A 13766-nucleotide genomic window follows, 5' to 3' on the forward strand; every position below is an offset into this window, starting at 1 on the left:
GATGAAGAAGGCTAAGAAGCCATCTCCGCTCTATTTAAGAGTGTATCGCTTTTCCATCCACAGCAAGTGCTGCTTCTCCGATTGCTTCGGAAAGGGAAGGATGAGGATGGATCGTATGGGCAATTTCCCAAGGTGTTGCATCTAATACTTTAGCTAGTCCTGCTTCAGAAATCATGTCGGTTACGTGTGGTCCAATCATATGAACGCCGAGGATATCATCTGTATCCTTGTCGGCAATGATCTTTACGAAACCATCGGATTCCCCGTATACAAGTGCTTTTCCGATCGCTCTGAAGCTGAATTTACCGACCTTAAGGTTGTAGCCTTTTTCTTTCGCTTCCTGTTCTGTGATTCCGACACTTGCGATCTCAGGGTTACTGTAGATGCATTTTGAAATCAATGAATAATCAAGCGGATGGGGCTTTTCATTTGCTAAATGTTCAACCGCGGTGATTCCCTCATGAGAAGCTACATGTGCTAACTGAAGTCCACCGATTACATCTCCGATTGCGTAAATATGGGATTCCTTTGTTTGAAAGAATTCATTGACTTCAATGAAGCCCTTTTCCACTTTAATATCTGTATTTTCCAGACCGATGCCTTCTACATTTGCTTGACGGCCGACAGAAACAAGGATTTTTTCAGCTGTAAAGGCTTTCTCTTCTCCTTTGTGCTCCGCTCTAATCGTAACCTCTCCGTCGCCTTTTTCTAAGGATTCAGGAAGCACCCTGGCACTTGTAACGATTTTGACCCCTTTTTTCTTCATTAGTCGCTGCATTTCCTTTGAGATTTCATGGTCTTCCGTTGGTACAATCTTATCGGCGTATTCAACAACGGTCACATCGACATCAAAGTCAGAAAGCATAGAGGCCCATTCGATTCCGATGACCCCTCCCCCGACGATGATGATCGATTTCGGAAGTGCCTCAAGTGAAAGCGCTTCATCAGAAGATAAAACATATTCACCATCGATATCAAGTCCCGGCAGTGAACGAGGTCTTGAGCCAGTTGCGACAATGACATTCTTTGGAATCAGCATCGGATTATCTTCACCGTTATTCATTTCCACGGAAATCGTTCCAGGCATTGGCGAAAAGATGGAAGGTCCGAGAATGCGTCCGAGTCCTTCGAATACATCGATTTTCCCCTGTTTCATCAGGTGTTGAACCCCTTTGTGAAGCTGCTCGACGATTCCGTCTTTCCTTGATTGAACCTTGGTGAAATCAAGCTCTACCCCATTGATTTTCACACCAAAGTCTTCACTGTGTTTCGCTGTTGCATATACTTCAGCACTTCGAAGGAGAGCTTTACTTGGGATGCATCCTTTATGAAGGCATGTCCCCCCCAGTTTTCCTTTTTCAACGATTGCTGTTTTTAATCCAAGTTGGGAAGCACGAATGGCTGCTACATAACCACCCGTTCCTCCCCCTAAAATGACTAAATCATATTCTTCTGCCAATCTTGAGTCCTCCTTGCTTTATACTCTCGCTTCTTTTTTTACATTTCCCGGGTACATTTTATAGTCTTCTTCATTTCGTAAGACCCTGAGAGCCCCTTCAGCAAGAGCCTGAAGTTCATTTTCTCCCGGCTGGATGACGACATCTGCTATCCAGTTGATTCGATCGCTTATCGCTTTCACAAACTCCTTGCCATAAGCAAGTCCTCCCGTCAGTACAATGGCGTCTACTTTACCATTCAGGACTGCACTGGCCGAGCCGATTTCTTTCGCAATTTGGTACGCCATCGCATCATATATGGCTTTGGCGTTGTCATCGCCATTTTCAATCATCTTCTCGACTTTGACTGCATCATTTGTGCCAAGATAACCGACAAGGCCACCTTGACCGACAAGCTTTTTCATGATTTCATCCCGGTAATAATCCCCGGAGAAACATAGATCAACGAGATCCCCGGCAGGTACCGTCCCTGCTCTTTCAGGGCTGAATGGGCCATCGCCGTGCAATCCATTATTCACGTCGACCACCTTTCCATTCCGGTGGGCTCCTACCGTGATTCCACCACCCATATGAGTGATGATCAGATTAAGATCTTCATATTTCTTTCCAAACTGCTTCGCGACTCTTCTTGCTACCGCTTTCTGATTTAATGCGTGGAATATACTCTTTCTTTCAATGAGTGAGAATCCCGATATACGGGCAAGCGGTTGAAGCTCGTCCACTACAACGGGGTCCACGATATAAGAAGGAATATTTAAACCAGAAGCGATTTCAAATGCTAAGATACCGCCTAGATTCGATGCATGCTGGCCTGAAAATCCTTCTTTCAGATCCTTAAGCATGTCATCATTCACTAAATAAGTACCACCCTCAATCGGTCTTAGAAGTCCTCCACGCCCGCAGACTGCACTTAGCTTTGAAACATTGATCCCTTCTTCATCCAACGTCTGAAGAATGGTGGTTTTCCTGAATTCATATTGATCTATGATGGTTGGAAATTCATTGATTTTTTCTGTATCATGACGGATCGTCTTCTCAAAGATTGAGCGATCATCATCAAAAACACCAATTTTGGTCGATGTTGATCCAGGGTTAATGACGAGTATTCGATGTTTGGTTTCTTGCACTGTTGTTACCTCCATTTGGGCAGCTAGATTGTATTGTTTGCATGAAAGAATTTTTCCCCTATGATAGATAACCCCTTTACTCTGTTCGATGTTCGTTATAACAGGGAAGAAACGCTTCACTTCATTTCAAAGTAAAGCGTTCACTCTTCTTATTATCCGCGTCTGCTAAGGATATGTTGACCGTTTTGAAGGAATTGGCTTCTTGAACGACGCATTTTTTCAATGCGTTCTTCTGCCATACGGTCCGCAGCTACATATGTTGGGACATTATCACGTTTGGCAATTTCAATTACACGTTCAACGTTGTTGTATACCTGCTCTACTTTTTTCATCGCTCTTTCGCTGTTGTAGCCGTACAATTCGTCAGCAACATTGATGACACCACCTGCGTTGATCACATAATCCGGTGCGTAAACGATACCCATCTCATGGATCGCGTCACCATGGCGGGTTTCTTTCAGCTGGTTATTCGCAGCCCCCGCGATGACTTTCGCCTTTAGCTGAGGAATGGTTTCATCATTGATGATCGCCCCCAGGGCACACGGTGCAAAGATATCACAATCAACGCCATAGATGTCGTTAATGTCGACAGCTTTGGCACCGAACTCATCAACTGCACGTTGAACCGCTTCTTTATTGATATCCGTTACGATCAGGTTTGCCCCTTCTTCGTGAAGGTGACGGCACATATTGTATGCAACATTCCCGATTCCTTGAACGGCAATTGTCTTTCCTTCTAGAGAGTCTGTACCGAATGCTTCTTTTGCTGCTGCTTTAATTCCCCGGTATACCCCATAAGCTGTTACAGGAGATGGGTTGCCAGAAGAACCGAAAGCTGGTGAAATGCCTGTTACATAGTCCGTTTCTTCGTGGATAAGGTCCATATCTGCAACCGTTGTACCTACATCTTCAGCAGTAATATAGCGACCGTTCAATCCTTGGATATAACGTCCGAATGCACGGAACATTTCTTCATTTTTATCTTTGCGGGGATCGCCGATGATGACCGTCTTTCCTCCACCCAGATTAAGTCCTGCAGCTGCATTTTTGTATGTCATCCCTTTTGCAAGTCGAAGTGCATCTTCAATTGCCGCTTCTTCGGATTCGTATGTCCACATACGGGTTCCTCCGAGGGCAGGTCCAAGAGTTGTATCATGAATCGCAATGATCGCTTTCAAACCTGACGCTTCATCTTGACAGAATACCAACTGCTCATAATCATATTGTTCCATATAGCTGAAAATTTTCATTTTTTATTTCCCCCTGTGGTCTTTTGATTTTAGAATTTTTATCTTACTTTATTAGAAGCAGAGCATATAGCCAGTGCCAATGAATATAACTTACTTTCTGCACTGTCCGCCCTGGATGTTAATACGATTGGTGCTTTTGCTCCGGCAATGACAGCTCCCACTTTAGCCTTGGCAAAGTAAATTAAGGACTTATATAGAGCATTTCCGGTTTCAATATTCGGCACGAGAAGGATATCCGCTTGCCCAGCCACTTCACTTTCGATTCCTTTATGCAGGGCGGCATGCTGGGAAACGGCATTGTCAAGGGCTAATGGCCCATCGACTGTACACTCGCGAATTTGCCCCCTTTGATTCATCATCGTAAGAGAAGCGGCATCAACTGTTGCCTGCATTGCAGGATTCACTACTTCCACAGCGGCAATCGACGCTACTTTCGGCATGTCCACACCGATTGAACGAGCGATCCCGACGGCATTTTCAATGATTTGGGCTTTCTGCTGGAGATCGGGTGCGATATTCATGGCTGCATCGGTAATGAAGGTCAGCCTCTCGAATCCAGCCACCTCAAATGCGGCAACATGTGAAAGGACATTACCTGTGCGAAGGCCCCATTCCTTGTTTAATACTGCTTTTAAGATGACAGCAGTCGGGACGTTCCCTTTCATCAAGGTACCTGCTTCATTTTCCTTTACTGCCTTCACCGCAAGTTCAGCTGCCTTCTGCGGTGAAAATGCATGCTTGATTTTGATACTGCTATGAGATATAAGAGTTGGAGCAACCTCTTCTAAAAGGGAGAGGATCTCTTCTTTATCCCCGAACAATAAAAAGTCAGCCATCTTTTTTTCAACCGCCATGGCGACGGCACCAAGGACTTCTTTATCTTCTGCAGCAGCCACGGCTACAGTTGAGTTTTCGATTCGGGTTGCATTTTCCACTATAGATTGTAGATTCATGTATGTCGTTTCAACCCCTTTTTTCTGTTTTTTTGTTCCCATTAAACTCCATGCAAGAAGCGTGCCAACTTTAAAGTGTTGAAAACGCTTTATAAACAAGTCACTTACCCTGCAAGTTTTTTCGTACCACGCAAATTATTTCATGCTATTTATTTCAATGTTATATTTTTCAATTTTATAATATAAATTTCTCACTGAAACATTCAACGCTTTTGAAGTAGCCGTTTTATTACCTTTATTCTGCTCTAAAACCTTTTGAATTATATTTTTTTCATATTTTTCAACTTGGGTTGCAAGATCTCCCCCTGATTCTTGAGAAGCAACTTCCCCCACGTTGACAATGGGTTTCGCAGTACTCTCTAATTGAGGTAAATGCTTGCCATCTATTTTCACTTCATTATAGTTCATAAAGATGATGGCCCTACCCAGCACATTCTCAAGCTCCCGCACATTCCCTGGCCAATGATAATTCATCAGCTTGTTCATGGCAGTCTCCGTCACTCCTTCTACATTTCTTCCGTAGTCCTGGTTGATTTTCGTGATCAAAGCTTCTGAAATGAGGGGAATATCGGATTTGCGCTGTCTTAATGGAGGTATTTGAATCGGCATCCGGTTAAGGCGATAATACAGGTCTTCCCTGAATGATCCGTCTGCTATCCCCTTTTCAAGGTTTACGTTCGTAGCAGCGATGACGCGGACATTGATTTGGATTGATTTCGTCCCTCCGACCCTTACAATTTCATTTTCCTGAAGAACCCTCAATAATTTCGCCTGGGTATTGGCACTTAATTCGCCTATCTCATCGAGGAAGATACTCCCGTTATTCGCCTCTTCAAACAAGCCTCGCTTACCACCGCGCTTCGCTCCGGAAAAAGCGCCTTCCTCATACCCGAATAATTCACTTTCTAATAAGTTCTCCGATAATGCAGCGCAATTGACCCTGAGGAATTTATTGAATTTGCGATCACTCGCGTTATGTATGGCGTGGGCAAACAATTCCTTCCCTGTCCCCGATTCTCCGCGAAGGAGGACGGTTGCAGGGGTTTTCGCCCCAAGTTTCGCTTGTTCGATGGCAATCATCATTTCCTCGGAATCACCGATAATATCTTCAAACATATACTTCGCTTCCAGAGTACGGATGATTCTCCTCGCCCGGTCCAATTCCTGGGTAAGAGATTGAATTTCAGACATGTCATGGATGACCCCGACACTTCCCTTAAGCTTGTTGTTCACGATGATCGGTGCTACATTGACAATGACTTCCTTGCGTTTGGGACCCACACGCATCCTCGTCCCGCGGATCGCTCTCCGGGTTTGCAGCACTTTCAAATGGATACTTTCCCCTTCGGAAATATCTGCCGTCGCAGGCTTTCCGATCACTTCCTCCTGAGAAAGGCCCGTGATCCTGGTATATGCAGGGTTTATCATAATCCCCTTACCTTCTTCATCGACGACGGAGATCGCGTCATCACTGGAATGGATGATGGCTTCAAGCATCGTCTGGATTTCTTTGAGGTTGGTTATTTCCTCTGCCAGATTCACCACTTCCGTGATATCTTTGAATACAGAAAAGGCACCAATGATTTCATCTTGGTCTGTGATCATCGGGATCCGATTGGAGATGATCTTCAATCCATTCCCCAAGATGACTTCCTGATTGATTTCCGTCCGCCTTGTCTCGATCGTTCTGGTCAATTTACTTTCAGGGATCACTTCGGAAATATGAAGCCCCATCACTTCTTCCTGGTGTTTACCGATCATTCTCTCTGCACTTTTATTAAACAGCATGACGATGCCCTGATCATCGATCCCGACCATGCCATCATCAGTGGAATTAAAGATAAGATCCCTTTTAAAGGACTCGCTCGTCAATTGATGGATAAGATCCTCTTTTTCTTCGAGAAGCTTGGAAATAAGGAAAGCCACGCTTCCAGGGATTAAAACTGTATTCTTTCCACGATGATCCCTTATCTGTTCAAACACTTCCTGTTCACCGGTCACTTCGATGACGATGTCCACCGAATCACTGAGGAATGGCCGCCAATCAGTACCTACAGGAATGCCAAGCTCTTTAGAAAGCTTGATACCTGAAGCGTTTTCATTTAGGTCTACCACGGCAATCACTTTCATAACGGAGACTTCATGTAGGATCTGCAATATTGCTGTCCCACCCTTACCGCCGCCGACAATTAGAACCTCCTGCAACTTTCTTCACCCCGACACCTGCAATTTTTTTCACAATCATAATGTTACACTACTTTTCGAAACTTGACAATTTTCTTCTTGGGGTTAGAATTTTAGTATGGAAACGAAAAGGAGTTATACATCTCATGGTCCGTCTAATTGCCCTTATTATTATGTTGATTCCCGGTGCATTTGCTGCTCTTGGGATTAAGCTGATGAGAGATATGTTATTTGGGATCCTGCAGCCTCCCATCCCCTTTTTATGGCTGCAATTTATTATCGGGTTGCTATTCTTTATTTGCGGTCTGGGATTCATTGCAGGATTCGTCCTGCATCGTGATCGAAAACGCAATAAAGTTCAATCCCGATTCAACAAGAAAGGCTAGCGCTTAGACAGCGCTAGCCTTTTTTACTTTCCCTCAGCTTCCATGCTTTTTCAGGATAGTCCGTTACAAAAGCAGAACATCCTATATTCAGTAATCTCTCCATCTGTTCCACCTTGTTCACCGTGTAAGGTCTGACAGCAATCCCGTTATCCATCGCCTCGATGATGATTTCATCCCTGACCGCTTTCAGGTTGGGGTGTATCGCTTTCGCCCTTAAAGACTGGGCATAAATCCAGGGCATGAATAATCCTGATGAGTACAGCGGTGCAATTTCCACGGCAGGCTCCAATTGGTAACAAGCCACAATCGAATAATGATTAAATGATGAGATGATGATTCTCTCCTCAAACCCGAATTCACGGATTAAACCGATCACCTTTTCTTCCAGTCCTTGATAGTCAATGATATTGTTTTTCAACTCTATATTACAAAGAAGATTATTTCCCTGCATCCACAGAAAGACCTCTCTCAATGAAGGAACACGATTTTTCTTGAATAGCTTACTTTTAAATTTAAAGTTCGCTTGAAGCTTTTGAATTTCCTTAAATGTATAATCTTTGACGAACCCTTTTCCATTTGTTGTCCGATCGACAGTTTCATCATGGATCACGACCACTTCTCCGTCTTTGGTCATCTGAACATCCAATTCAATTCCATCTGCCTTCACTCTTTCGGCTTCATAAAAAGCTTCCATAGTATTTTCAGGATGAGTGCCGGCAGATCCACGATGGGCAAAGATTAGCGTCATGTGTTCACATCCTTCGCTGTTCTTTAAGTATCTTATTTTCTCTGTATAGTCGTATGACTGACTCCATTATAAACTTATTTTATCCGACCTCAAAGCATGAGCCTTTTAAATACGATCATCAAAATAAAAAAATCCTGAGAAACTCAGGATTTTTCGGGGTTCAATTAGAACCAGCGGCATCTGCATCTGCGACGGTTGTCCATTTCACCTGCTACATCGTTTTCTCTGCAACGACGCACGGCTCTACAGAAATCTTCCCCTCTGATATAAGCTCTAACAGGGACTCTGAAGTTATTGTCGGAAGCCCCGGCTACATCATTGTTTCTGCAACGGTCAGAAGCTCCGGCTACATCGTCATTATTGCGGTAGTATCCCATTGTCTCACCTCCCCTGTTTTGTTATTGCACTACACTTTATCTTATGTGGCAGGGGACAAGCTGTAAGGGCGAAACACCAATTGTTGAAAAAAGAGGCGAATGTTACTGTGTTGATGCTCTAAGTGAAGGGGTTGACATGAGAGGATGGGGAGAGGGAAATACAAATACTTCACAAAAGGACTTCTTCAAAAAAAAAAACAAAACCCCATGAACCAAAGGGGCTCAGAGGGTTATTCACGTTCGTATGATTTTAGTTTTTCTTAGACGTGGACTATTCCTTACTCTTTCAGGAAGCCATATGCTCCAGGCGAAGCTTGTCGGCCACCATGGCAATGAATTCTGAGTTGGTCGGCTTTGCCTTGGACATGCTGACGGTGTAACCGAATAAAGAAGAAATGGAATCGATGTTCCCTCTGCTCCAAGCCACTTCAATGGCGTGACGAATCGCCCGTTCCACACGTGATGCCGTCGTATTGTATTTTTTTGCGATATCCGGGTAAAGGACCTTTGTGATGGAACCGAGTAGCTCGATATCGTTATAAACCATTGAAATCGCTTCTCTTAAATATAAATACCCTTTAATATGTGCCGGCACGCCGATCTCGTGGATGATGCTTGTAATGCTTGCATCCAAATTTCTGGGTTTTTGTTCTGTATTCATTCTGGATGAGGAAGGTTTTTTGATGATTGGGTTTGATTTTCCGCTAACTTGTCTAATATGGCTCACAAGGTTTTCCATGTCGAATGGTTTCAGGATAAAGTAAGAAGCTCCAAGGTCGACAGCTTTCTTCGTCACATCTTCCTGACCGAAGGCCGTAAGCATGATCACATTCGGAATGCTCCTTTTTTCACGAAGCCGCTCAAGGACCGCCAGCCCGTCCAGGTGGGGCATAATGATATCCAGGACCAGGACGTCCGGATCCACTTCTTCTAATAAATCTAAACAATCTTGACCATTATGGGCAATCCCCACCACTTCCATATCATTTTGCGAAGCAATGTAGTCCTCCAATAATGACGTAAGCTCACGGTTATCATCCACAACACATACTTTAATCGATTTCACTACAGGTTTCCTCCTCAATCCTAATTAATTCATCTCTGTAATTTTATTCTAAATTACTTTTTCGACAATGCAACCTAAATTCCTTTTATTTTTGAAAAAAACTTGAAAAATATTATATTTTCTTTGATTTTCTAAAGATTTCTTTATATTTCGACCCTATTCGATATCCGCTCTTCCTTTTGTCGAATAATCTTTATTTTAACAAGCAGAAGCTGCTTTTGGCAAACGAGTATGAACAAAGAAAGCGGACAAAAAAAGAACCCTTAACAGCGCCCGCAATCGGCACTTCGGTAAGGGTTTTCCATTATCAGCTTGCTCGGTTATGATCTTTTTTATAAATATCGATTCCAGCTTCACTCAACATCCACTCAATATGGACGCCGTACCCGCTGGTCGGGTCATTGACAAATACATGGGTGACGGCCCCGATGACCTTCCCGTCCTGGATGATCGGGCTCCCGCTCATCCCTTGAACAATCCCACCTGTTTTCTTCAGGAGTTCAGGATCCGTCACTTTCAATACCATCCCTTTTGTTGCCGGGTATTTCTGTGGAATGGTGCTGACGATTTCAATGTCGTACATTTCTACTTCTTTTCCATCCACGACAGTCAAGATTTGCGCCGGACCTTCCTTCACTTGATGAGAAAGAGCGATTGGCATCGGCTTATCAAGCAGATCATTTTCAATCGACTGATTCAATTCGCCGAATATCCCAAAAGGACTGTTCCGCGTGATGTTCCCGATCACGTTCCGATCAGATGAAAAGCGGGCCAATTTTTCCCCTGGTTTTCCATCCGTCCCTTTTTGAATCGATGTTACTTCTGAATTCACGATTTCCCCATTGTCAACGACGATCGGCTTTTTTGTATCCATATCGGAAATGACATGTCCCAGGGCACCGTATTTCTTTGACTTTGGATCATAAAATGTCATCGTGCCGATACCGGCTGCTGAATCCCGGATATACAGGCCCAGCTTATAGTTTTTGTCCCCTTTTTCTTTTAACGGAAGTAATTGAGTCTTTACTGTCTTTTGTTCGCGCTTGATCACGACGTCAAGAGATTTCGATTCCTCTCCTGCCTTCTGAACAAAAGGAGCAACATCAGAAAGTTCTTCAATCTTCGTTCCATTTATTTCTGTAATCATGTCCCCTACCTGAATCCCTGCTTTTTCACCGGGTGACATTTTCCCATCATCCGTGTCAACCAGATGATGACCTACCACTAACACCCCTACAGTATTTAATTTGACCCCGATGGACTGTCCACCCGGAATCACCTTGAAATCTTTCAGTACTTCAACATCGACCTTTTTGATGGGTAAGCCTGCGAGCTCGAACACCACTTCGTCTTTCCCCACAGAACTTCCCTGGATCGAAAGCTGACCTTTTGCCTCTTGCACTTGAACATGCTCATTATGCGAAGAACCCATTGTCGTGACGGATGCAGCCTTAGGGAGAGCAACGTGATCCCCTTCCATCATCCTGACAGAGTTCGGTGTATTGATAAATTGTTGAACGGGTTTGTAAAAACCAATAAGACAAAGCGAAACAAGGAGAATTCCACCTATACATTTCCTTAACCAATCTAAATTCAATATATTCACTCTCCTCGCTTCTAATCCACACACACTAACTATTGGCTACAGTTTTAATTTTGCCTTTAATAGCTACATTTATAACTGGTAATCATCAAAAAAAAGCTACCCGAAATGGATAGCTTTTCATGTTTCTTTGATGGAACCTGCCAACTGCAGCAATTCCTTCGCGTGTTCCAATGTTAAGTCGGTTATTTCCACCCCGGATATCATACGGGATATTTCCCTGATCTTATCCTTCTCCTGAAGACGTTTGACCATGGTACTCGTCCTGCCTCCTGAGAGCTTTTTCGAAATGAACAGGTGACAATCAGCCATGGCAGCGACCTGTGGTAAATGAGAGATGCACATGACCTGTGAATGGACGGCAACCTGATAGATCTTTTCCGCGATGGCCTGTGCGACCCTGCCGCTGACACCCGTATCGACTTCATCAAAAATGATCGAAGTGATTCCTTGATGCTTTGAAAAAATCGTTTTAAGGGCGAGCATGATCCGTGAAAGTTCCCCTCCTGAAGCCACCTTCGATAATGGTTTCAAAGGCTCTCCAGGGTTTGTGGAAATGTAAAACTCCACCGTGTCCCAGCCATCCTTCTTGAAGTGCTGAAAGGAAAAAGCCTGGTTTTCCCCGTTTTTCACAAACCGGACTTCGAATTTCGTCTTATCCATATACAGCTGCTTGAGCTGTTCATGGATGCTTGCCGTCAATTTCTTCGCCCACTGCTTCCTTGTTTGAGACAGATTTTTCGCCTCTAACGATAAATCCTTCTCTAATGAATGTAGTTTACTTTGCAATTGTTCAACATGGGAATCCTTATTCATGATCGTTTCAATTTCTTCTTCGATCTTTGAACTATAGGCAAGAATCTCTTCCACTGATGATCCATATTTTCTCTTTAACCCGTTGATTTCATTCAACCTTGCCTCGATAAGGTCCAACCGATTCGGCTCAAATTCAAGCTGATCTAAAGCTCCCCTTACTTGATGGGCGGCATCTTCAAGGATATAGTACGCATTCGACACAGATTCAAGGGTTTTCTCATATTGGGCATCAACCTCCGCAGCCGTCTCTAAATGGCTCATGGCAAGTCCAGCCCAATCCATTCCCTTTCTTTCACCCTGGATGCTGTCATAGGACGTCTGAAGCGCTTCAAAGAGGCGTTCGAAATTCATAAGCTTCCGTTTCTCTTCCTGCAGCTCCTCATCTTCATTCAGCTGAAGATTGGCATCATGGATCTCCTTCAGCTGAAATTGGATAAGATCCAGGCGATGGGCCATTTCCTGCTCGTTCTCATTCAATCGGTTCAACTGCTTATAAATGGAAAGATACTCTTTATAAACTTGTCCATAACTGTATAAATTAGAAGCGATGTCTTTGCCTCCGAATTGATCTAGAAGGGATAGATGAAGGCTTTCATTCATGAGTTCCTGATGTTCATGCTGCCCGTGGATATCAATGAGGGAAGCCCCGATTTCCCTCATGATGGCGATCGTCACAAGCTTGCCATTAATTCTGCAGACACTTTTACCTGTAGACGAAATATCCCTCCTGAGGATGATCATGCCTTCCTCGATCTCGATCCCGAATTCTGAAGCTTTCTGAAAGCAAGGATGCGTTTCATTATCAAGAATAAATAACCCTTCAATTTCTGCCTTTTTCTCCCCGTGACGCACGTATTCAGAGGATCCCCGACCGCCGACCAGTAGATGAATGGCATCGATGATGATCGACTTACCCGCACCCGTTTCACCGGATAACACGGTCAAACCTTCTTCAAATGACAGGGAGAGGGAATCGATGATGGCGAAATTTTTGATTGATAGTTCTTGTAGCAAAACATTCACCTCAAATAAAAAGGAACTTTCCCATAAAAGAAAAGCTTCCTATTGGATTTTGTATGAGGGGCCGACAGAGGGCCCCATGATAATCGTTCTTTTACAGCATATCTAAAAATCGCTCTGACACGACTCTCGTTTCTTCTTCCGTCCGGCAGATGATCAGGCATGTGTCATCCCCGCAGATGGTGCCGAGGATTTCTTCCCAGTCCAAATTATCAATCAATGCCCCGATGGCATTTGCATTGCCGGGTAACGTTTTCATGACTAACATATGTCCTGCCTGATCCACTTTTACGAATGCATCGGTCAGTGTTCGCTTCAATTTTTGAAGGGGATTGAAGCGTTGATCCGCTGGCAGACTGTATTTGTATCGGCCGTCCATCAAAGGGACCTTGACCAGATGAAGCTCCTTGATATCCCTGGACACGGTTGCCTGAGTCACGTTAAATCCTGCATTCTTAAGGCTTTCCACCAGTTCATCCTGGGTTTCCACATCTCTATTCGTAATAATTTCCCTGATTTTAATATGTCTTTGCCCTTTGTTCATCATAGAACATACACCTCTTACATTTGATTAAAGCCTGTATAAATATACCTCTACGCTTATGTTAGCCTATTTTTGGGGGAAGTACAATAAAAAAGAAAAGCGGAGGCGGCTGGGTCAGGCCCGACAAGCATAAGATGAATCGACCGGAAAGGCGTTCTTGGCCTTTTTGGTCGATTCATCTTATGACCTCGAGGGACTAGCCGCCGGAGCTGGACAATGAAAAGCGGAGGCGGCT

12 protein-coding genes are annotated in these 13766 nt (G+C 44.0%); 1 reads left to right on the plus strand and 11 read right to left on the minus strand.

Annotated elements, in window-relative coordinates; genetic code table 11:
- Positions 1-34: 34 nt before the first annotated feature.
- The 5 genes from lpdA to CN378_RS16780 form a co-directional block, all read right to left on the minus strand.
- On the minus strand, positions 35-1459 hold the full coding sequence (gene lpdA / locus CN378_RS16760) for a dihydrolipoyl dehydrogenase (RefSeq protein ID WP_098353639.1): 1425 nt from the start codon (positions 1457-1459) through the stop codon (positions 35-37).
- Positions 1460-1477: 18 nt separating this feature from the next.
- The gene (gene buk / locus CN378_RS16765) at positions 1478-2599 is read right to left on the minus strand and encodes a butyrate kinase (protein WP_483295096.1); all 1122 of its coding nucleotides are present in this window, start codon (positions 2597-2599) and stop codon (positions 1478-1480) included.
- A gap of 137 nt (positions 2600-2736) precedes the next feature.
- Complete coding sequence (gene bcd, locus CN378_RS16770) at positions 2737-3834, minus strand: branched-chain amino acid dehydrogenase (RefSeq protein WP_098353641.1); 1098 nt, start codon at positions 3832-3834, stop codon at positions 2737-2739.
- Positions 3835-3872: 38 nt separating this feature from the next.
- Positions 3873-4787 carry a phosphate butyryltransferase gene (gene yqiS, locus CN378_RS16775; RefSeq protein WP_098353656.1) on the minus strand — a complete coding sequence of 305 codons (915 nt, stop codon included), beginning with the start codon at positions 4785-4787 and terminating at the stop codon, positions 3873-3875.
- A 135-nt stretch (positions 4788-4922) separates the two neighbouring features.
- Positions 4923-6992, minus strand: coding sequence for a sigma 54-interacting transcriptional regulator (locus CN378_RS16780; RefSeq protein WP_098353642.1), 2070 nt, complete (start codon positions 6990-6992; stop codon positions 4923-4925).
- A 125-nt stretch (positions 6993-7117) separates the two neighbouring features.
- Here CN378_RS16780 and CN378_RS16785 point away from each other — a divergent pair, with 125 nt between their 5' ends.
- Entirely contained in the window at positions 7118-7357 is a 240-nt protein-coding gene (locus CN378_RS16785; RefSeq protein WP_098353643.1) for a DUF2627 domain-containing protein, read from the plus strand.
- Positions 7358-7370: 13 nt separating this feature from the next.
- Here the strand turns inward: CN378_RS16785 and CN378_RS16790 are convergent, their stop codons facing one another.
- The 6 genes from CN378_RS16790 to ahrC form a co-directional block, all read right to left on the minus strand.
- Complete coding sequence (locus CN378_RS16790) at positions 7371-8105, minus strand: glycerophosphodiester phosphodiesterase (RefSeq protein ID WP_098353644.1); 735 nt, start codon at positions 8103-8105, stop codon at positions 7371-7373.
- A 164-nt stretch (positions 8106-8269) separates the two neighbouring features.
- Positions 8270-8482 (minus strand): hypothetical protein, encoded by a 213-nt coding sequence (locus CN378_RS16795; RefSeq protein WP_098353645.1) that lies wholly within the window; start codon positions 8480-8482, stop codon positions 8270-8272.
- 286 nt (positions 8483-8768) lie between these two features.
- Positions 8769-9548 (minus strand): sporulation transcription factor Spo0A, encoded by a 780-nt coding sequence (gene spo0A, locus CN378_RS16800; protein ID WP_098353646.1) that lies wholly within the window; start codon positions 9546-9548, stop codon positions 8769-8771.
- A gap of 307 nt (positions 9549-9855) precedes the next feature.
- Positions 9856-11145: a SpoIVB peptidase gene (gene spoIVB, locus CN378_RS16805; protein ID WP_098353647.1), complete on the minus strand. Its 1290-nt coding sequence runs from the start codon at positions 11143-11145 to the stop codon at positions 9856-9858.
- 126 nt (positions 11146-11271) lie between these two features.
- Positions 11272-12981, minus strand: coding sequence for a DNA repair protein RecN (gene recN / locus CN378_RS16810; protein ID WP_098353648.1), 1710 nt, complete (start codon positions 12979-12981; stop codon positions 11272-11274).
- A gap of 100 nt (positions 12982-13081) precedes the next feature.
- Entirely contained in the window at positions 13082-13531 is a 450-nt protein-coding gene (gene ahrC / locus CN378_RS16815; protein ID WP_098353657.1) for a transcriptional regulator AhrC/ArgR, read from the minus strand.
- Positions 13532-13766 lie beyond the last annotated feature (235 nt).

It is taken from the genome of Bacillus sp. AFS015802 (genome assembly GCF_002561455.1).
Lineage (GTDB): Bacteria > Bacillota > Bacilli > Bacillales > Bacillaceae_B > Rossellomorea.

What these genes read in the sequence shown, in the direction of transcription:
- yqiS (WP_098353656.1), bottom strand. Translation starts at nt 4,787, where the DNA reads ATGAATCTACAATCTATAGTGGAAAATGCAACCCGAATCGAAAACTCA.
- CN378_RS16790 (WP_098353644.1), bottom strand. Translation starts at nt 8,105, where the DNA reads ATGACGCTAATCTTTGCCCATCGTGGATCTGCCGGCACTCATCCTGAA.
- CN378_RS16785 (WP_098353643.1), top strand. Translation starts at nt 7,118, where the DNA reads ATGGTCCGTCTAATTGCCCTTATTATTATGTTGATTCCCGGTGCATTT.
- bcd (WP_098353641.1), bottom strand. Translation starts at nt 3,834, where the DNA reads ATGAAAATTTTCAGCTATATGGAACAATATGATTATGAGCAGTTGGTA.
- CN378_RS16795 (WP_098353645.1), bottom strand. Translation starts at nt 8,482, where the DNA reads ATGGGATACTACCGCAATAATGACGATGTAGCCGGAGCTTCTGACCGT.
- ahrC (WP_098353657.1), bottom strand. Translation starts at nt 13,531, where the DNA reads ATGAACAAAGGGCAAAGACATATTAAAATCAGGGAAATTATTACGAAT.
- buk (WP_483295096.1), bottom strand. Translation starts at nt 2,599, where the DNA reads ATGGAGGTAACAACAGTGCAAGAAACCAAACATCGAATACTCGTCATT.